Origin of the sequence: Citrobacter sp. HN-141, from assembly GCF_033341895.1 — a bacterium.
Lineage (GTDB): Bacteria > Pseudomonadota > Gammaproteobacteria > Enterobacterales > Enterobacteriaceae > Citrobacter.
This window is the reverse complement of sequence record NZ_JAWPBF010000004.1, coordinates 248,440-268,941: the sequence shown is the minus strand read 5'-3', so window position 1 is coordinate 268,941 and position 20,502 is coordinate 248,440. Positions and strand designations below refer to the sequence as shown.

General features: G+C 47.2%; 18 protein-coding genes and 1 pseudogene. 10 read left to right on the top strand and 9 right to left on the bottom strand.

Features of this window, described 5'->3' with window-relative positions:
* Window positions 1-37: 37 nt before the first annotated feature.
* Window positions 38-1,234, top strand: coding sequence for an integrase domain-containing protein (locus RYZ59_RS07345; protein WP_187260357.1), 1,197 nt, complete (start codon window positions 38-40; stop codon window positions 1,232-1,234).
* An 18-nt stretch (window positions 1,235-1,252) separates the two neighbouring features.
* Here RYZ59_RS07345 and RYZ59_RS07340 read toward each other — a convergent pair whose 3' ends face one another.
* The 5 genes from RYZ59_RS07340 to RYZ59_RS07320 all read right to left on the bottom strand — a co-directional run bounded on the left by RYZ59_RS07340 (window position 1,253) and on the right by RYZ59_RS07320 (window position 5,418).
* Window positions 1,253-2,161, bottom strand: coding sequence for a DUF4435 domain-containing protein (locus tag RYZ59_RS07340; protein WP_232945008.1), 909 nt, complete (start codon window positions 2,159-2,161; stop codon window positions 1,253-1,255).
* On the bottom strand, window positions 2,154-3,452 hold the full coding sequence (locus RYZ59_RS07335; protein WP_187260355.1) for an AAA family ATPase: 1,299 nt from the start codon (window positions 3,450-3,452) through the stop codon (window positions 2,154-2,156). Before RYZ59_RS07335 ends, RYZ59_RS07340 begins: the two co-directional genes overlap by 8 nt.
* Window positions 3,453-3,849: 397 nt before the next feature.
* Window positions 3,850-4,416, bottom strand: coding sequence for a phage polarity suppression protein (locus tag RYZ59_RS07330; RefSeq protein WP_206164948.1), 567 nt, complete (start codon window positions 4,414-4,416; stop codon window positions 3,850-3,852).
* Between the two features lie 15 nt (window positions 4,417-4,431).
* Window positions 4,432-4,671, bottom strand: a complete 240-nt coding sequence (locus RYZ59_RS07325) for a bacteriophage gene regulatory protein (protein WP_000468230.1) — start codon at window positions 4,669-4,671, stop codon at window positions 4,432-4,434.
* Between the two features lie 3 nt (window positions 4,672-4,674).
* Complete coding sequence (locus RYZ59_RS07320) at window positions 4,675-5,418, bottom strand: capsid protein (protein WP_318045845.1); 744 nt, start codon at window positions 5,416-5,418, stop codon at window positions 4,675-4,677.
* A gap of 541 nt (window positions 5,419-5,959) precedes the next feature.
* On the opposite strand from RYZ59_RS07320, the gene RYZ59_RS07315 reads away from it, so the two are divergent.
* From RYZ59_RS07315 to RYZ59_RS07295, 5 genes are read left to right on the top strand one after another with little or no spacing between them, the layout of a single operon-like run.
* On the top strand, window positions 5,960-6,226 hold the full coding sequence (locus tag RYZ59_RS07315; protein WP_000556587.1) for a helix-turn-helix transcriptional regulator: 267 nt from the start codon (window positions 5,960-5,962) through the stop codon (window positions 6,224-6,226).
* Window positions 6,223-6,774 (top strand): host cell division inhibitor Icd-like protein, encoded by a 552-nt coding sequence (locus RYZ59_RS07310; RefSeq protein ID WP_089565665.1) that lies wholly within the window; start codon window positions 6,223-6,225, stop codon window positions 6,772-6,774. Before RYZ59_RS07315 ends, RYZ59_RS07310 begins: the two co-directional genes overlap by 4 nt.
* On the top strand, window positions 6,771-6,998 hold the full coding sequence (locus tag RYZ59_RS07305) for a hypothetical protein (RefSeq protein ID WP_001216599.1): 228 nt from the start codon (window positions 6,771-6,773) through the stop codon (window positions 6,996-6,998). The genes RYZ59_RS07310 and RYZ59_RS07305 overlap by 4 nt, the downstream gene beginning before the upstream one ends.
* On the top strand, window positions 6,995-7,315 hold the full coding sequence (locus tag RYZ59_RS07300; protein ID WP_032937151.1) for a DUF5375 domain-containing protein: 321 nt from the start codon (window positions 6,995-6,997) through the stop codon (window positions 7,313-7,315). The genes RYZ59_RS07305 and RYZ59_RS07300 overlap by 4 nt, the downstream gene beginning before the upstream one ends.
* A 14-nt stretch (window positions 7,316-7,329) precedes the next feature.
* The gene (locus tag RYZ59_RS07295) at window positions 7,330-9,663 is read left to right on the top strand and encodes a primase-helicase zinc-binding domain-containing protein (RefSeq protein WP_286548552.1); all 2,334 of its coding nucleotides are present in this window, start codon (window positions 7,330-7,332) and stop codon (window positions 9,661-9,663) included.
* 624 nt (window positions 9,664-10,287) lie between these two features.
* Here the strand turns inward: RYZ59_RS07295 and RYZ59_RS07290 are convergent.
* Window positions 10,288-10,446 (bottom strand): annotated as a pseudogene (locus RYZ59_RS07290) (phage polarity suppression protein); the annotation flags it as partial.
* A gap of 412 nt (window positions 10,447-10,858) precedes the next feature.
* Between RYZ59_RS07290 and RYZ59_RS07285 the strand changes: the two are divergent.
* Together RYZ59_RS07285 and RYZ59_RS07280 are read left to right on the top strand one after the other, a co-directional pair.
* Entirely contained in the window at window positions 10,859-12,280 is a 1,422-nt protein-coding gene (locus RYZ59_RS07285) for a DUF262 domain-containing protein (protein ID WP_318045838.1), read from the top strand.
* Window positions 12,273-14,312, top strand: coding sequence for a DUF262 domain-containing HNH endonuclease family protein (locus RYZ59_RS07280; protein WP_318045837.1), 2,040 nt, complete (start codon window positions 12,273-12,275; stop codon window positions 14,310-14,312). Before RYZ59_RS07285 ends, RYZ59_RS07280 begins: the two co-directional genes overlap by 8 nt.
* 73 nt (window positions 14,313-14,385) lie before the next feature.
* Here the strand turns inward: RYZ59_RS07280 and RYZ59_RS07275 are convergent, their stop codons facing one another.
* Both RYZ59_RS07275 and RYZ59_RS07270 read right to left on the bottom strand, forming a co-directional pair.
* Window positions 14,386-15,111: a GNAT family protein gene (locus RYZ59_RS07275; protein ID WP_318045835.1), complete on the bottom strand. Its 726-nt coding sequence runs from the start codon at window positions 15,109-15,111 to the stop codon at window positions 14,386-14,388.
* Between the two features lie 236 nt (window positions 15,112-15,347).
* A complete protein-coding gene (locus RYZ59_RS07270) occupies window positions 15,348-16,817 on the bottom strand; it encodes a PLP-dependent aminotransferase family protein (RefSeq protein WP_318045879.1) in 1,470 nt (489 codons plus the stop codon).
* Window positions 16,818-16,943: 126 nt separating this feature from the next.
* Here RYZ59_RS07270 and RYZ59_RS07265 point away from each other — a divergent pair, with 126 nt between their 5' ends.
* Entirely contained in the window at window positions 16,944-17,402 is a 459-nt protein-coding gene (locus RYZ59_RS07265; RefSeq protein WP_318045833.1) for a GNAT family N-acetyltransferase, read from the top strand.
* Window positions 17,403-17,965: 563 nt separating this feature from the next.
* On the top strand, window positions 17,966-19,105 hold the full coding sequence (locus tag RYZ59_RS07260; protein ID WP_318045832.1) for a hypothetical protein: 1,140 nt from the start codon (window positions 17,966-17,968) through the stop codon (window positions 19,103-19,105).
* Window positions 19,106-19,164: 59 nt separating this feature from the next.
* On the opposite strand, the gene RYZ59_RS07255 is transcribed toward RYZ59_RS07260, so the two are convergent.
* A complete protein-coding gene (locus tag RYZ59_RS07255) occupies window positions 19,165-20,451 on the bottom strand; it encodes an MFS transporter (RefSeq protein ID WP_318045830.1) in 1,287 nt (428 codons plus the stop codon).
* Window positions 20,452-20,502: the final 51 nt, after the last annotated feature.

Below are 20,502 nucleotides of genomic sequence, written 5' to 3'. Positions count from 1 at the left end.
CCATTAAACGTGTACCAATTATGGAAGGGATCCAGATATGGCGCGTATCACACGCCCCCTCACTAACAATGAAATCCTTAAAGCCAAACCCCGTGAAAAAGACTTCACCCTTCATGATGGTGATGGCTTGTTCTTGCTCGTCAAAACCACTGGTAAAAAACTCTGGCGCTTCCGTTATCAACGACCGGGAAGCAGCAGCCGCACAAATTTGAGTCTCGGCTCATACCCTGCCCTTACACTCGCAGCAGCACGTCAGATACGCGACCAGCACTTAATCACGCTTGCGCAAGGCATGGATCCACAACAGCAACAGGAGCAGGCGTCAGAACAACGCCAGATTGAGTTAGACAGCATTTTCTCAACAGTAGCTGCTAACTGGTTCCAGATTAAAAGCAGAGGTGTCACAGAGGATTATGCAAAGGATATTTGGCGTTCTTTGGATAAAGACGTGTTCCCCGCAATCGGTGCGATACCAGTTCAGGAGATTAAGGCCAGAACGATTGTTGAAGCATTGGAGCCAATAAAAGCACGTGGCGCATTAGAGACGGTTCGTCGCCTAGTCCAGCGTATTAACGAGATAATGATTTACGCGGTTAATACAGGTCTGATTGATGCAAATCCGGCATCAGGTGTTGGAATGGCATTTGAGAAACCCAAAAAGCAAAACATGCCCACGCTACGACCAGAAGAATTACCCAAGCTGATGCGTTCTCTGGTCATGTCAAATCTATCTGTTTCGACTCGCTGTCTTATTGAGTGGCAGCTCCTGACCTTAGTGCGCCCTTCTGAGGCTTCTGGTGCTCGGTGGGGCGAGATCGATCTCGATGCCAAACTCTGGACGATTCCCGCCGAACGAATGAAGGCTAAGCGTGAACACATTGTCCCTTTATCACCTCAGGCTTTAGATATTTTGGATGTGATGAAACCTATCAGTGCTCACCGTGAACATGTTTTCCCAAGCAGGAATAATCCAAAGCAACCGATGAATAGCCAAACAGCAAATGCGGCTTTAAAAAGAATTGGATATGGCTGCAAATTAGTTGCTCATGGGTTACGATCAATAGCAAGTACAGCAATGAACGAGGCTGGATTTAATTCTGATATAATTGAAGCTGCATTATCCCATAGTGATAAAAATGAAGTTCGCCGAGCATATAACCGCTCTACATATATCAACCAAAGAAAAGAACTAATGGATTGGTGGGGGAGTCAAATAAACAAATGCAAGGTGTAAAACACCCTGCATTTATTATTAAACCATCATATTAATGGCTTCTCTCATATAAGAAAACTGTGTGTAACCTTCATTGTTTTTTATAATATTACATATTTGACTTTCATTATAGCTCACTGAGAAGCCATATAAACACAAATCATATCTCCCATTATGACAAAACTGACATTGCTGTATAACCCCACTAGAACAATGGTTATTAAGTTGTTTAATCTCTTTAATTAGTAATCTTGAAAATTCTCCAACAAGCCATTTCCCCTTACAAATGGCCAGCAGCCCATCAAAATCTTTATTAATATTCCTTTCCTTAGCAAACTCATCCAATTCATATTGTTTATTGAGAACCTCATTAAATTTATCAGTTCCTCTCATTTGCGGGACACTCATACTAAAAGACACAGCCCCATTATAATTTCTCTCACAAGCATTCTTCATACTCTCTAATGAAATATAATACAAGTCCATTAAAGAATTTAATATTCTATTGTATATACCCGACACTAGATCATCACTAATTAATTTCCCTCTAGTTCGTGTACAATTTTCCATGACACACTTAACTGCTTCTTTCGTAGCAAAATGGCTTTCCATCGAATACCATTTAAGAATAAGCAATGCCGGAAGATGGATTAGTTCCCCTCGATAAAAACGAGCATCTCTATCAATTATGCCAAGTATGTATTTCTCAATTTCACCATCATATTGAATATCATACAATGCCTTGATAAAGTCAATGACGCCGCGACTACCTTCATTCATATCCTTCAAATTTTGAACTGCAATAACTTCAATTTCTTTCTCAAGACTATCAGTAAAACCCTCATATACTGATACATCATCTATACCTTCTACAACCAGTATTGGTGTTTCAGACATAATTGCTTCATTAAGGATTTCATCATACTCCATTGCAAGCCAATCATTCATATCCGCTTGCCTCAACTTTCATTGGCTCTAACTTGACAAGACTATTAGGTGTTTTTTTAGCAATGACCGGGCTATGCGATGCGACAATAATTTGGGTGCCAGGAACCAATTCTCTTAACAGATTAAGTAACGTTCTCTGCCATTTAATATTCAATGATATTTCTGGCTCATCAATAATCAAGAAATTCCGTCCCCTTCCAGCTACAATCACCAAAGCCAAGAAAGTTAATATATGTCGTTCGCCACTAGATAGAGTACCTATAGGTAATTTTGAACCTTCTGTCTCTACATAAACCTCTTGCTTATTTATAACCAGTTTTTTATCACCAACTAAGAAAGAGTTGAACACCTCAACTAATACGTTAATAGAGCTCAATAATTGTTTCTCGATACGAAGCTCCCGCACCATATTCATTACTAATTTTCTCAACAACTCATTTGTCAAAATATAATTTACATCTCTCTCTTCGTGTATTGAAGAGAGGATGTTAACAATATGGGTTTTGAAGTTATTTTCATAACCATCATCCAAAGCTTCAATTATTCTATCTTTGTTTTTATATACATCATTTTCAAAGTTAGATGGAAATACAATTTCCTCTGTAGACTCTGATGCATCCACAGCAATAGCTAAGGTATCAAATAAAGCATTTTGAATTTTTTCAGTCGCCATGCTTCTTGCAAGAAAATATCTTTCAGCAAGCATATTCTCAATATTGCTCATTTTAATGTTTTGCAAAAACACATGAGGAATATCTAAGTTCATATCATCACGTCGGTTTCGTCTTTTTGAGTTTTGATTACGTTTAAGAAAGAATGATAGTCTTTCACTAAACTCATTTACATCAACTCTAGAAAAAACGCTTCTGTATTCTGCAATATTTATAAACCTCAGTATATCTGAAGCCTCTACTTTTAACGACTCAGTTGTTACTCCTCTTTCGACTCCCAAAGATAAGGAACTACTATCACTTAAATCACAGGAAACAAAATCACTCCAGTCGTAAAAGACTTTATGAATACCGTCATCAGTAATTTCAGACTGCTGCCTGATGGGAATATAATGATTTATGCCATTAGAATCTTCATAGTACAGTTCAATATAATGAACACTCTCATTCAACAATACATCATCATCACGAGATAAAATGGCATGAAGTAATTTTAGAAAGGTAGTTTTACCACACCCATTTTCACCATAAATAACTGAAACATCATCACCAGAAAACTCGACATATACTGCTCTATCAGTCGATTGAAATCCAGCTATATATACTGACAATAATTTCATACTCTCTCCATTTTTTAGCATACAATCCACAAGTAAATCATTACAAACTAACCTTACATAATAATTTATTTCAAGAGTAATTAGTTCATACAGTAACCACTGTTCTAAAACTCACAGTGTAATGCCACCAAGCATTCCTTAATTACCTTACACGTAGATTGATTTTATCTACGATACAAAAAAAAACCAGTAACCTTTACGCGCAATGCTCTCCCCGCCACGCCTGCCCGCTTAAGAGGTCGCTTTTAATGCAGATGCATGAACCGTCTCAGGCCGCGCCGGTACTGGTGTTGCGTGGGATAAAAAATACGGGGATTTGCATGCAAAACCATGCACCTTATGGATGCATGGCTTTTTTCGGCAATAATAGCGGAATTTTCGGGATTTTTTTTGCGTGCTACCGTGCGGCCAGTTCTGCACGTCGGCGGGTGTAAATCAGGTTCTGTGCCGGGGTGAATTTCTCGCGATTATCATCCCGCGAAGCCGCATCAGGCCTGAATCCGATAGCCGTTAAAATGTCGTTGTCCTGCGCGGAATAATTAATTTTTTCACCTGCGGCCAGCCACACCGACAGGGCTTCACGCAGATAATCAACCGAGTGCTGCATAGCGCTCTGTTTTACTGCGGGAATTTGTTCGTGATATCCCATCAGCTCAGGTGCCAGCGTGGCGGCCAGCTCCGCGCCGTGCTGCTGCATAAAGTCATGGAGCCGGTTGCGGATGCTGATGTGCTGCACTTCCTCATGTGAGCGGATATAGCGACCGGCGGCCTGATTAATCTCCCATTTTTTCACGTCGATATTGTCGCGCAAATCCTGCATTCTGCGCGGGATTTGTTCGTCACCGGCAAGGAGCTGTTCACGGTATTCCCGTTCAAGGTCTGCCAGTTCGGCTTTACGTTTCAGCCAGGTATTTTTGTTCGTCTGACAGGCCTCAAAGGCCTGCTGTATGGTCACAGTGGTCACGAGTCTCTCTCCTGATTAATGCCGGAACGGCGAGCTGTAGCAGCCCTGTACTTTACGCGGCGGCGGTGGCGTCACCGGCGCGGGGTCGGGTTTCTCCGGTGCGGCACGTATCACACCGTCAACCGACTCGATGGTGCGGAAAGTGGCCGAACATTCGATATTGGTACACTGGTGATAACGCTGTTTGACGTTTTCCGACAGATACCGGCTGGTACGGACGTGCGCGGTCTTTTTGCAGAACGGACAGTGAAACATAATTCAGCCCTCTGCCTGTTCGTGGTCTTTTGCGGCCAGTTCAGCGGCAAGTTTCATCCGTCTGGCCGGGCTTCTTAACAGCGCCATATCAACCCCGGTTATGACCGGGCGATTCATGCCCGTTACGGACAGGACCGGCTCCTGCTCCATATCGAAATGATACAGGGCTGACTGCAGATTCAGGGCATCACCCAGTTCGCGGGTAACGGCCGCACGCGGCGAGGTTTCTCCGCTCATTTCCAGCGACCGTATACGCAACAGAAAGGCACGTAACAGTGCGGGGCTGATACCGGCTAACGCCTTCTTCCACTCGCTGTTGGCGTAAGTAGTGAACACTTTTTCATGGGCGCTGATATAAGCCGTTCCGGAGGAACATGCGCCGAGCATGGCGAGGCTTTTGTCTTTCTCCAGCTCGGTAATCAGACCGGTGAACTCATCAGCCAGTTCGCGGCTGGCGATACGTTTACTGTGTTCAGCTTTCAGTTCAGGAGTGAGGTTGCCGCGCAGAGTTCGAAAGCGGCTGCGCCAGTCCTGTTCGGCCTGTGCGCTTTCACTGAGGGCGGTCTGTCGTTCCTGCTCACAACGCTGAATGGAAGCCTCAATGTCGCTGAGTTTTCCCATGCTGGCCGTGTATGCGTCTTTTGCCTCGTTAAGTGCGGCCAGCGCACCGGCAATACGTTGTTCCGCGCCTTCATCCTGTTTACTGATAACGGTCTGCATGGCTTTGATAATGAGTTCGGGTTTCATATTCAGGTTCTCCGTGTGTTCAACCTGAAATGATTCTGACGCCTCCTGCACAACAACACGATTCATTGCCGTTGTCAGAGTGCTGGCACAAACAGACCTTAAAAATCAGGCTGGCCAGAGAAAGGTCGCAGGAAAACCTCACTCATCGTTTGTTTTTTTACTTATAACTATTCACCACTGTTCACCTTAAATAAAAAGATAAGTAATACAGTAAGTTAAAGGGTGAACAGTTGAGGGTCTGACTGTTCACCGTCTGTTCACCACTGTTCACCTTTCAGTTTGTTCAGCCAGTCAGCTACTTAGACTTTTTAGCGATTAAAAAATAGAAATATATAAACAAAAGTAATCATGAATGGGCCACCGGTTTGCCAACATTTACCAAAAAACGGCCAACGTTTGCCACTGTATAAAAAACGCTCTGTTGTGTGGTGGAGCAGTACAAAATGACTTGTTGCCCTGAGGGAAAATATTCACAAAATAGAGAGCTACCCGAAGCCGGACGGACACGACCGGCACTGTATGGACTTTGTGAGGTAGCCCGATGCACACTGCTTTTTCTTCCCCGTCTTCTGCCCCTGCCGCGCCGCTGATGCCGGTTTCTGATACCGTTCATGAACGCTTTATCCGTCTGCCCGAAGTGATGCATCTGTGCGGCCTGTCCCGCTCGACCATTTACGACCTCATCAGCCGGGAAGCCTTCCCGAAACAAATCTCCCTCGGCGGAAAAAACGTGGCGTGGGCGCAGTCTGAAATTACTGCATGGATGGCGGATCGCATTGCCGAACGCAACCGGGGCTATGACGCATGATGATGGCCGCTCAGCAAAAAGCCCCTTTTTCTGGCTTGCTTCCGTTCGCCGTTTCCAGGTATAGTTTTCCCGCTGTCGCAAAATCGGCAGCCGGGATTTGCAGCCCGTGTAACTTATTGGCGACACAACACGCGCCGAGCGTGTTTTTTTATGTCGTTGCTCAGACACACCTATTTTTCGGGCTGTGGTGCTTACACCGTGGCTCCTGTCAGATAATGGTGGTCCGGGTGGGGCAGCCTTCGGGCTGGCCGGTTTCCAATAAGGCCGGTACTGCAAACCCCATCCGGGCTACCACCCATGAGATTTGCAGCTCTGGTGGTGGCGATAACCGCTACTTATTGGAGGTTGCCACTATGGCCACGACCCTCACCCCGTCACATCCGCAGTTTGTCTTTGTATTTGCTGCTGTTCGTCGCGCAGACCGTAAACCCCGTATCTGTATGCTTCGCACCGTTGCCGGTGACGAGCACGCCGCACGCCTTTCCCTCGTTCGCGATTACGTTCTCTCGTTTGCTGGCCGCCTGCCGGTTGCGGAGGAGCGCGCATGAGACACACTACCATTACCGCCCGTGACCTCGAATGTCTGGAGCATATGCGCAATGTCGGCCAGCTCGTCGGCGATCTGATGCAGGTACAGGACTGCGCCACCGTTCGTCGTGACCCGGCGCAGCAGTTACAGCTCACCTCCGTGATTTACCTCATGACCGCCCAGCTCGACGGCGTGGTCGAACGCTGCAATCAGCAGTGGCTGACCGGGGAGGGTAACGTATGAAACAGCCATTACCGCCCGTATTACGCGCCGCTCTGTATCGTCGCGCCGTGGCCTGTGCATGGCTGACCCTGTGCGAACGCCAGCACCGCTACCCGCACCTCACCCTCGATGCGCTGGAAAGCGCCATTGCCGCCGAGCTGGAGGGCTTCTACCTGCGCCAGCACGGCGAGGAAAAAGGCCGCCAGATTGCCTGTGCCCTGCTGGAAGATTTAATGGAAGCCGGACCACTCAAAGCCGCCCCGTCGCTGTCCTTTCTCGGGCTGGCCGTGATGGATGAGCTTTGCGCCCGTCATATCACGTCGCCGGTACTGCACTGAGGGAGAAAATAACCATGAAAATGAACGTAACAGAAACGGTAAAACAGGCGTGCGGCCACTGGCCGAACATTCTCCCGGCGCTGGGGGTGAAGGTCATTAAAAACCGCCATCAGTCCTGTCCGGTGTGCGGCGGCTCTGACCGTTTCCGCTTTGACGATAGAGAGGGGCGCGGCACATGGTTCTGTAACCAGTGCGGCGCGGGTGACGGACTGAAACTGGTCGAGAAGGTGTTCGGTGTATCAGCCTCTGAGGCCGCCGGGAAGGTGAACGCCGTGACCGGCAACCTGTCACCGGTTGCCCCGGAGATGATTGCAGCCGCAGAAGCCGGAACGGAGGCCGACCGCAAAGCGGCGGCCGAGCTGGCCGCGAAACTGATGGAGAAAACCCGACCAGCCACCGGCAACGCCTACCTCACCCGAAAGGGCTTCCCCGCTCTGGAATGTCTGACGCTCACCGCCATGCATAAAACCGGCGGCGTGACGTTCCGCGCCGGGGATGTGGCTGTCCCGCTGTATGACGATACCGGCGCACTGGTTAACCTTCAGTTTATCAATGCTGACGGTCTCAAACGCACCCTGAAAGGCGGGCAGGTCAAAGGGGCATGTCATGTCATCGAAGGGAAAAAACAGGCCGGAAAACGCCTGTGGATTGCGGAGGGGTATGCGACCGCGCTCACCGTGCATCATCTGACCGGGGAAACCGTCATGGTGGCGCTGTCCTCCGTAAACCTCCTTTCTCTGGCGAGCCTTGCCCGTCACAAATACCCGGCCTGTCAGATTATCCTCGCCGCCGACCGTGACCTTAACGGCGACGGCCAGAGTAAAGCCGCTGCGGCCGCAGATGCCTGTGAGGGCATTGTTGCCCTGCCGCCGGTGTTCGGTGACTGGAATGATGCGTTTATACAGTACGGCGAGGAAGCCACGCGCAAAGCCATTTATGACGCTATCCGGCCACCGGCGCAAAGTCCGTTTGATACCATGAGCGAAGCTGAATTTACCGCCATGAGCGCCAGCGACAAGGCCTTGCGGGTGCATGAGCATTACGGCGAAGCGCTGGCGGTGGATGCAAACGGCCAGCTCCTGTCCCGCTATGAAAACGGCATCTGGAAAAATATCCCTGCCGCCACTTTTTCACGGAATGTGGCTGATTTATTCCAGCGCTTACGCGCCCCGTTCTCATCCGGGAAAATTGCCTCGGTGGTGGAGACCCTGAAATTGATTATTCCGCAGCAGGATACACCGGCGCGCCGTCTGATTGGCTTTCGCAACGGGGTACTCGATACTCAAAGCGGCGTATTCAGCCCGCACCACAAATCGCACTGGCTGCGCACCTTGTGCGATGTGGATTTCACCCCGCCGGTGGAGGGGGAAACGCTGGAGACGCACGCGCCGAACTTCTGGCGCTGGCTCGACCGTGCAGCCGGTAAAAGTCCCCAAAAACGCGACGTGATTCTGGCTGCGCTGTTTATGGTACTGGCGAACCGTTACGACTGGCAGCTCTTTCTCGAAGTGACCGGTCCCGGCGGGAGCGGTAAAAGTATTCTGGCTGAAATCGCGACCCTGCTCGCCGGGGAAGATAACGCCACGTCAGCCGATATCGACACACTGGAAGACCCGCGCAAGCGTGCCTCCCTGATTGGCTTCTCGCTTATCCGTCTGCCAGACCAGGAAAAATGGAGCGGTGACGGCGCAGGACTCAAGGCCATCACCGGCGGCGATGCAGTTTCAGTTGACCCGAAATACCAGAATCCGTACTCAACGCATATTCCGGCGGTGATTCTGGCCGTGAACAATAACCCCATGCGCTTCACCGACCGCAGCGGCGGTGTGTCACGCCGCCGGGTGATTATTCACTTCCCGGAACAGATTGCCCCGGAGGAACGCGACCCGCAGCTCAGGGATAAAATTGCGCGCGAGCTGGCCGTCATTGTGCGCCAGCTTATGCAGAAATTCAGCGACCCGATGACCGCACGCGCACTGCTCCAGTCGCAGCAGAACTCCGACGAGGCGCTCAGCATTAAGCGCGATGCAGACCCGACGTTTGATTTTTGCGGCTATCTGGAAATGCTCCCGCAGACCAACGGGATGTTTATGGGGAATGCCAGCATCATCCCGCGTAATTACCGTAAATATCTCTATCACGCGTATCTGGCCTATATGGAGGCTAACGGGTACAGGAACGTGCTCAGCCTGAAGATGTTCGGGCTGGGGCTGCCCATGATGCTGAAAGAGTACGGCCTGAATTATGAGAAGCGGCACACAAAGCAGGGGATACAAACCAATCTGTCGCTGAAAGAGGAAAGCTACGGCGACTGGCTGCCGAAGTGCGACGACCCCGCAGCAACATAACCTCACTCAGACCGGCAACAGCCGGTCTTTTCCTTTCTGACCATTATCACAGGGTGAACAATCCACTGTTCACCCTTCACCGTATATTCACCCTGTATCACCATGAATTTATTGATAAAAAACCAGAGGTGAACAGTGTGAACAGTAAAACCTGAAAAAACTTTTTATCACCCTGCGCATCCCCTGACCGGGCGCATCCAGAACGAGCAAAAATCACAAAGGTGAAGAGTCGACTGTTCACTCTTCACCAACTCATCACCACCTAACCACATGATATAAAATGATAAATAACCGAGGTGAACAGTGTGAACAGTTAAATGCAAAAAAACTTTTTTTCGATGCGTTCCATTCAAAAAAACAGGTTTGCATAACCACAGTAAACACTACAGCAAATCGCCATTGGTATACGCTTAGGTATACCAATGAAAGTTGAATTAATAAATATTCAATAAAATCAAAGTATTGAGAGATATTTTCAGACTCCGCCAGCCCACCAAAATTCTCCATCGGTGATTACCAGAGTCATCCGATGAAGTCCTAAGAGCCCGCACGGCACAAGCCCTGCGGGCTTTTTTGTGCCTGTTACAGTCCGAGAACATCCAGCCAAACCCAGAGAAAATTGGGCACCGCCTCATGTGAGCGGATATAGCGATAGCGAACGGCGGCCAGATTAATCTCCCATTTTGTCACGTCGATATTGTTGCGCAAACCCTGCATTCTGCGCGGGCTCGGTTCATCACCGGCAATGAACTGTTCGCGATATTCCCATTCAAAGTCGGCCAGCCCACCAAACACCGGTGAAATGCCCTTGGCGCTAGCTGAGGCCGTTTTGTCTCTGTTCGGTTTAACCTTAGCTTCACGAAAATTGGGTTAGAACAACACCAATTTGCATCTGGACAACATATCATCTGCTTGCTGCCATTCAATTGGGCGAATAAAATAGAATGAATACATCCGATTTTAATATATATATCCACAAAAAATGAAAACCACATGGCACAATAGAGAATAATCACAATATCTAAAAAATAATGGTAAAGTTCTTAGTGAATTTAATAAAAAATAAAAACCACGAACCATAAAAATTTAGCTTTAGTCAAGCAATAACAATGAGTTAGAGAATCATTGATTGCATTAATAGAATGTTTCAGGGACAATAAAAAGCTGTTCTCCATTTTAAATTCATGCAGGAGGCATGATGGAGCAGCTTGATAAACAGGTCATACCCATTCGTCAATTACTTTCAGTTAAGCAATTAGCGATTCCGAGTTACCAGCGCCCTTATCGCTGGAATAGCAAAAATATAGCTGACCTTTTTGCCGATCTGGGTTCGCACCGCGATAAAACGGCCTATCGACTAGGCTCCGTTGTTTTCCATAAGCACTCGGAAGACGAAAAAACGTGGCTGGATATTGTTGATGGTCAACAACGAACCCTGACCTTAATGCTGGCAGTCAAAGCATTGACAGAAACTCGCCTGCACAACCTCAAACGCAAAGACCTGGTCGAGCAACTTACCAAACTCAAACCTGATGTCGATGCTTTTATGGCACGTCAGCGTTTTGCCAGTCTGGATTCACAAGCCAATCTTCGACGTAATTACCTGGAGTTACTCAGGCTTGTTGAACGCACCGAGTTCAGCGAAGAACTTATCGACTTTATGCTGAACCGCTGCGAAGTTGTCACTTTCGTGTTGAATGAAGTTTCAGAAGCATTTCAGTTCTTCGATTCACAAAATGCACGCGGTAAAGATCTGGCTCCCCACGATCTACTTAAAGCCTTCCACTTACGAGAGTTTTCCGCTGATGAAGCTGGGCTAAAAGCTGAAGCCGTCGCTCACTGGGAGAGGATGCCTAGCGAAAGGCTGGCAACGCTCTTTGCCAATTACCTGTTCCGGGTTCGTCAGTGGGCAGAGGGTAAATCAGCCCGCTTCTTTGGCAAAGGTGAAGTTGACCTGTTTAAAGGGATCAATATTTCTCAGATCGCGCATTTCCCGTATGTGGGTTCATTGCGGATCGCCCACCACTATGTCGATGATTACAACAGTCAATACCAACGCAAAATTGACGGTCAGAGCCTAAGTTTCCCCTTCAGTCTGGATCAGATGATCATCAATGGCCGCCGTTTCTTTGAAATGGCCGAACATTATCAAAAGCAGGTCGCTGTTATTATCAACAGAGAAAAAGATGCTGATGAGAATAAGCCAATTACGCTATTGAATGAGGTGCTGGAACCCTGCGCAAGCAATATTCTATACACCCTGAACAGCTATGTCAGGCGCACCCGCACTGGCGATCGCTATGTCCGGGCGATGTTCGATTGCGCTCTGATTTTTTATATTGATAAATTCGGGACTCAGGAACTGTCTCTGGCGATAGAAAAATGCTTTATCTGGGCATATACCTGCCGTATCGGTCAGCAGGTGGTTCAATTAGCTACCGTCGATAACTATGTGCTACATAACAACCTACTACGTACTATCCGTGATGCACGCCACCCCAAAGATCTACATGCTTTCCCCCTGCGCACGCTCGGCATCCAGGATAATAAAAATAATCGCAATGGAACTGAAGATGAGCTAATCATGCTATTCAGGAAGATGAGATATTATGAGTAATGCCCACGTACGGCCTTTTTTTATAAACGATTTACTTAGTGACCGCGCAAACTATTTGATTCCAATGTACCAGCGTAATTACGCCTGGGGTCAGGGCGAAATCACTCAGCTTTTACAGGATGTGCTGGATTATCAGAAAAAATCCGCTTCCACCAGGCACCCGCAGACTTATTACATCGGTACATTAGTGGTGTTTTCCCGGGGTGATGACTGCTATGAAGTTATTGACGGGCAACAACGCTTTACAACGCTCTCCCTGCTCGCTAACTGGCTTAAATGCCACGCAGATAAATCTGTTGATATGCAGTGGTATCAAAAACTCAATCTCACTTTCGAAAGTCGCCCTGTCTCTACCCTCACTTTCGAAAAGTTATGGCAAGGCGTAGATGTGCAACATATGCGCGGTGACGATTACAACGAAGGTTTGATCAGAGGTTACGAAATGATCGGCAAAGCGTTGGCTGAGCTGCAGCTTAAAGGCCGCGCGTTGAAGGTGTTTTGCAAGTATCTGTTCAATCACGTGCAGATTTCTCGTATCGAAGTGCCAGCAGATACCGATCTTAATCATTTTTTTGAGGCGATGAATAATCGCGGCGAACAACTCGAAAAACACGAAATCATCAAAGCGCGTCTGATGAATGTCCTGAATGGGATTAGGAATACCAAAGAGCGGCACAAAAGTCTTGATACTCTGGCCAGGGTATGGGACGCGTGTTCGAATATGGAACGTTACATCCAATACGGTTTTACGCCAAAAGAACGTCAACAACTGTTTGGCAAAAAGCATATACATCAATTTAACCCGACCAGTTTCTCCAATTTAGTTGAATTGCTGGATCAAGCTGGCTCATTTCCAGATACCGACGCCACAGAAGCACAACATCAACGCCAGGGGCAAACTCTGGAAGAAATATTGTGTGACACTCGTCTGGATAGTACTCTCCAGCAAGAAGAAGACAGTGCAGGCTCAGAGCGTTTTAACAGCGTGATAAATTTTTCAAATTTCCTTCTTCATGTACTCCGTCTTGTCAGCAGAGACCCGAGTACAACTGAGGGAGTGCCACTTGATGACAAACAACTTGTAGAGCAATTTGAATCACGCCTGTTGAAGCAGGAAAAGCCAATCGCCGCGGCAAAAGCTTTCATTTATAGTTTACTGAAATGCAAATATCTTTTTGATCGCTATATTATTAAGCGAGAATTCACTCAGGGCACTGACGGATGGAGCCTGAAACGCTTATATCAATACTCGCCCCAAAGTGTAGGTTATGTTAATACCTTCGATAATAACGAGGGAGAGTTTGAGGATATAAACCGCCAGGTCCTGATGTTACTATCAGCTTTCCATGTTTCAACGCCAACGCTGGTTTATAAACACTGGCTCAATGGTGCGCTGACATATTTGTTTGATGAGCACAGTCCGGAAGATGAAATTGATGCTGGAGACTACCTGGCTTATCTTGAGAACATGGCTCGGCGCTTTGTCTTTATGCGATTTTTAGCCCCGGATGAATCTGCATCATATTACAATATGATTTTTGGTGATGATGATGTTCTTCCAGAGATCATCTGCGACAAACGTTGGTCGCAGGCTATCAACGCTAAATTACGATTCGGAACTATCGAAAATAACTTTGTTTTTAACTATCTTGACTATTTACTGTGGAAAAAACAAAACACAAGCAACGATATTGCCCGCCGTTTTGAGTTTACCTTCCGCAGCTCGGTGGAACATTTTTATCCTCAGCACCCTATAGATGGTCATCCCAAAATGGATGAAGAGCAGTTACATGCTTTTGGGAATCTCTGCCTGATTAGCCACAGTAAAAACTCGCGGCTAAGTAATTTCCAACCCCAGCAAAAGAGAGAGCATTTTGAAGCCAGCCTGGCTCGTAAAGAGATCGACAGTCTGAAACTTCTGGCGATGCTCGAGCTGATGAAGCGCAATAAGCAGTGGAGCGAGAAAGAGATTATCAGTCATGGTAAGGAGATGGTAGCGCTGCTGGCCGAGGAAGTGGAAGAGATGTATTAATGCAGAAAGCCGCTCCCGGCAAGGTGTCGCGAGCGGATCTAGCGTTGTCGGCGTGTTATGGCGGTGCGGGCATCTATGCCGTCATTCTTTCATTGTTTATCAGCGTTGCCAGGCGCTTAATCTGTTGTCCTGCGCTATCAAAATTACGCTCATCAAGCCAAAGAGTGAACGCTTCGCGTAGCGCCGGATATTCACTATCAATGATCGAATACCAGGCGGTATCCCGATTACGCTGGTGTACGACAACGGCCTGACGGAATATGCCTTCGAAGGTAAAACCAAAGCGCGTGGCTGCCGCTCGAGAAGGCGCATTAAGCGCATCACATTTCCATTCAACGCGACGATACCCCAGCCCCCCAAAAACATAGTCTAACAGCAGCGACATGACCTCCGTTGAAACCCGCGAACGTTTCATGCGTGATGAATAGGTCACCCAACCCACTTCTATTACGCCATTCGATGGATCAATGCGCATAAGTGCCAGCGTGCCGACAGCCTGCATGCTGGCCAAATCGATTACGGCAAAATGCATGGGGTCGGTCTGCGCCGCAATCGTCGTTAAATAGCTTAAGAAAGAATCAAAGGTCGTGAATGGCCCTGACGCGAGATAGGTCCAGTCGCGAGAGTCAGGCGTATCGCAATAGGCGTCATAAAGCGCCTTTGCGTGGCGTTCGACGTTAATACGCTCAAGTTTGCAATAACGACCGGTGATGTGCTGAGCCGTGGGAAATCGCGCACCTTGCCAGTCCGGTAACCCTAAACCAACGGGCTGCTGGAATTCATTAAACGTGGATGACATGCTATTTACCTCTCATAATAGAGTGTCAAATGACTGCAGAATAAGAGACATCTGACGGGGTAAAAAGAACCACAATGGATGTTTTTAACAGATCCACATGACAATGCTATACCCAACTCCAGCACCGTATTGTTTATCCGCAATTAAAAAATACCGCTCATGTAACTGTTATGGAAATAAGAAATACGGCCATTAATGGCATGATTACGCGCATCGCTATCGGCATCAAAGCAACGCTACATGGCATGGGCAAGACGACGAATACCCTCAACAATAACCTCTGGTGGGTGATTCGCAAAACCAATCATAATCCCCTGTCGGGAAATATCCCCATGATAATAATGACTCAATGATTGAATCCCCATCCCCAGCATTCTGGCTTTCTGTTCGACCTCATCGCCGGTCAACCCGTCATGCAACCAGCAGACGATATGCACGCCAGAATCAGAAGGCTGGACGGTCATTTTATCGGCAAGATAGCATTGAATAGCATTAACCAACGCCGTTCGCCTTTCGTAGCATGCCTTGCGAACCCGTCGCACATGGCTGGCGTAATATCCTTCTTCAATAAAACTCGCCAGTACCGCCTGCTCAAGATAACTGGAGCCAATATCGGAAAAATATTTTGTCACGATAAACTGTTCTTTTAATCCTGGCGGGACAACTAAAAAACCTAAACGAAATTCTGGGTACATCATTTTTGAAAACGTCCCTGAATAGATTACCCGCTGATGCTGATCCAGTCCCTGCAAGGCTTGCAAAGAACGTGCGGCATAACGAAATTCACTATTGTAATCATCTTCAAATATCCATGCCCGGTTAACCCGAGCCCATTCCAGTAGCTCAAGTCGTCGGGATAAACTGAGTGTCCCGCTAAGCGGGTACTGATCGGAAGGAACAACATAGGCCAGTTTCGCATGAGGGAAATGATCGATGCCGTATTGAACATTCATTCCTTCGCTATCCACTGGCACAGGTCTCACTATTGCCCCTGTTGACATAAATACCCCGCGCGCACCTTTATAACCAGGGTCGTCCAGCCAAACGTCATTTCCTTTTGTAAGCAACGCCCGGGCAGTAATATTTAACGCCTGCTGAATACCGTTGACGATAATGATCTGATCTTCACTGCAGTTAACCCCTCGCGTCGTTTTCACGTAGTGACAAATTGCTTTCCGTAAGGGATAAAAACCGCAGGGGCTGGTATGAGAGCCGAGTTGATGCCGGGATTGTCTCCAGACTCGTCCCAGTAACTTGCCCCATAATGAATGAGGAAAGAGATCGGTACAGCCCACACCGACGGCGAACAGACGGTTCATTTCACGCCCTTCAACATCGCCAGACCATAAACCACGAACGGATACGATATCCGTATTTAGCTGCCCATCAGCGGGCAGTTCATCGCCTTGCTGCGCTTCAGGATAGAGACCGCTGATGCTGCGGTCAGGAAGACTTGGCGTGACAAAGGTTCCGGCGCCTTTGCGCGTCTGAATATACCCTTCGTCTAACAGACGGTCATAACCCGCAATTACCGAGTTCCGTGAAATTGACATCATCTCGGACAGCCCCCGGGTTGAAGGTATCTTTGTCCCTGGCGGCAGACGGCCTTCTACGATTGCGTTGCGTAGTGCATGGTACACCTGTTCCTTAATAACGCCTTGCTCTAAAAAAAGTTCCTGAAATAAAGGTGCACTATTTTTTTTCATTGCACTCGCTCTTACGTTAAAAGTGGACCCTGGAAATATATGCAAAGTGTCTCTTTGCGGTGGCTTAAGCAATATTTAGGATAACCGCCATAGAAAACCACTCTGACTAAAATTATCAGGAGACCTATGAGTAACCCAAACACAACTGCGCCGATTACCATCGAACCCGTCACCCAGCAAGACTACGCGGGCTGGCTACCGCTTTGGATAAATTACCAGATTTTTTATCGTACTGAAATTTCAGACAAGGTCACACAATTAACCTGGGGTCGTTTTCTCAATCCTGTGGAGCCTATTTTTTGTGCTGTCGCAAAATCGGACGGTAAAATTGTCGGTCTGGTGCATTATCTCTTTCATCGCTCAACCTGGGCGGAGTCTGATTATTGCTATCTGGAGGACTTATTTGTTAGTGAAGAAACCCGGGGCAAACACATCGGCAAACAGCTTATCGAGTATGTTCAAAAACACGCCCGCAAACGCCATGCTTCAAGATTATACTGGCACACACATGAAACAAACCTCCGCGGTCAGCGCCTTTATGACTGGGTTGCCAGCAAGAGTGGGATGATCGAGTATCGTATGTAAAATAGATAATACCCATTAAATCGGGTAGTTTTCTGTAAACATCCCTCGCATTGTACCTTAAATTTTCAACACATCGTCTGCGGCTGTGTTTCGCAAAGCCGCAGAATCTGAAATCGTCAGATTTCTGAGGCCAAATACCCGCTACGCTGATAAGTGACATACTCATATATATTCTAATTTTTCCATCAATAAAAACATTACTTTTCAACACGCTGCACATATCTTATTGCTCATGCGTTTTATTTCCACATAAAATTACCCTACACTTATTTCTACATCTTTATATTGCCGGAGCGACCTCTAAACACGCCGCCGGGTTGTAGCGGTGCGGCATGAGTTAATATACTTTCTCATACTTTTGGGTGATAACAATTTGGCTAACTGGCGATCAGGAGATGTTGGAGGAGCTGGATAATAAAATAATAGTGTAACCATACGGGGTGTTCTCCCCAACGTTAAAAGCATCACTTTCACACACAAAGGAGAAAACAGGGTGCCGGAATAGCAACTTACGCTGCCCTTCTGGCCTTAAGCGAAGCATTTGATTGATGGTGTAGAGTAAAATGAATCAAATACGAGAGTCATTACACAATGTTGTTTTCCCTGATATTCTGCCTGACTCATGGCCTTATCAGTCCTGGTGTTCACCAGCAGATATTGATACCGATATCACCTGGTATTCTTTTACTGAACTCGACTTAATCCTCGATGTTTGGCCAGGAAAAGACTCGCTGGTCCCTGTCAGGAAGACCGTTTGGGGGTTCGTTTACGAGAATGAACCATTGGTCCAGATAAATATTAAAGATGAAATTGCTTATGTTGCAGTCAATCGAAGATTTTATTCATGGGTCATTATTGTGGCTGGCATCTACAATTTAAACATCAGCCTCGACTTAACGACCATATTTAAACACACCGCATTAGCTGATACGGCCCTTTGTATTATCGCCAATAAAGTTGACATAAAATCTGCAGATATATCACTTAACACAGCAAAATCTTTTATGAACTTCATTTTTTTCCATGAACTGGTTCATCTCACCTGCCGCCAGCATGAGTTGAGTAAGCATAACGGCAATCTGTTTCCCTACATCAGAACGATGGAATTTATTGCCGATTTTTTAGCCTTCGAAAGCACACTCATACCATTAGCCTATGCAGATACCCGGCAAAAACGAAACGCGGATCTGCTGGCAAAAACATCCCGCTGCCTTGGCTTTGTCATTGCATCCTACTTTATTATCAAGACCAGGCAAATGAGTTATCTCAATCAATACCCAACCATGAATGAACGGACCATTTTATTGTTGAGTTATATATTAACACCCTATTTAAAGCGGAGTGAGCGCGCTGGTGTACTGCTCAAGCATGAAGCCAAAGGAATAATGGACGCCTATAGCAGACGAGAAAAGCTAGGTTTTACCATTAACAATGATGACTTCATCATTACCCCTGAAAATACCGAGTGCCAATGCAATTGCTCTAAATGCAGTTCATTCACCAAAGAGGTATATAAAAGAGCCAGGCCATTAAATGCCGAGGTTTTAAATCACCTTGACGTTTATACAAATTGCTTCCCTAATAACAATGTTATACGCACCTATCCCGATCTGGGTGAAATAAACAATAAGATATCTTATTTTTGTAGTTTAAAAAATCCGCTATTGTTTTCCTTAGAGAGAACGATTAAAGGTTTAATTTAACAGCATAACGATAAATCCTGTGACTCTGGAACAGCAGAGCCACAGGCGTTTAATACTAATCAGGCATTACTGGGGATTGCACCTACGGCATGCGAACCTTTTACGGTCAACGTCACCACGGCGGAACATAACAGTGCGGCGATCATAAAGATAAATGCACTGTTGTAACTTCCGCCGCTGCTTTGGATCAGCCAGCCAATAATCGGCGCAGAAACTACCCCCGCCATCTGACCGCCAAAGTTAACGATACCGGAAGCCCGCCCCATGATATTGCTGGGGATGGTATCCATTAAAATGCCCCAAAATGTCGCCATGGCAAAGAACATAAACAGCGCAGAGATACACTGATAAACCACCGCCATATCCGCGCTGCTCACGCTGAAGGTCAGATACAGGAAGCCCGCCGCAATAACCGACGTCACGACATACAACGTTTTGCGCATCGGTTTGAATTTATCTGAGCAATATCCGCCGATTAAGGTCCCACCCGCACCAAACAGGAACGGAATTGCCGCCATTACCCCCGTCTTCGCCAGCGAGAATTCACGCACGGTGATCAGATAGCTTGGCAACCAGGTTGAAAACCCCCAGAAGGTGATATCAAACAAGAACCAGATACTGGCCATCTGCCAGAGCACCGGCATCCTGAGCACGTCTTTAAACGCGATAGCGCTCGTGTTTTGCAGGCCACCCTGATCGTCAGCGGCTAAATCGGCCAGATCCTGTTGCGTAATTGCAGGGTGATCTTTCGGGTTGCCACGCGTAAATAAGTAGATACCCGCAGCAATAAACAGGCCCGGGATCCCCAGCACAATAAAGACCATGTGCCAGCCAAACGCCCCGATAATACTTGCAGCAACCACCACCGCCAGTGCGGGGCCTAAGGTATTTACCGTTGACTGAATTGCTGTAGCCCGACCGCGCTCTTTCGAAGGAAAATAGGTGGAAATCATTTTCCAGGAAGCTGACGGGAAGCACCCTTCGCCAATACCGAAGAAGAAGCGAACAGCCAGCATCAACGGCAGCGTTAATACCGCACCGGTTAAGCTGGTGAAGACAGACCACCAGGCAATACCGATGGCCATAATTTTACGTGAGCCAAACTTATCCGCCAGTAAACCACCGGGGATTTGGAACGCGGCATAACCTATGAAAAAGGCGCTAATAATTAAACCTTGTTGGGTTGTATCAAGATTTAAATCTTTGCCGATATAAGGCAACGAAACGCTCATGACCATTCTGTCGAGGAACGAGAGTAGCCACGCCAGCCAGATTAATGTCAGGACGGTATATCTTGCTTTCCAGGTCTTAGGTTTACCTGAAGGTAAAGATGTTTGTAGGTTCATTGTGATGTCCTTGGGGTGTAGTGATCTACCGCGGCCATAAATGGTCGCGAT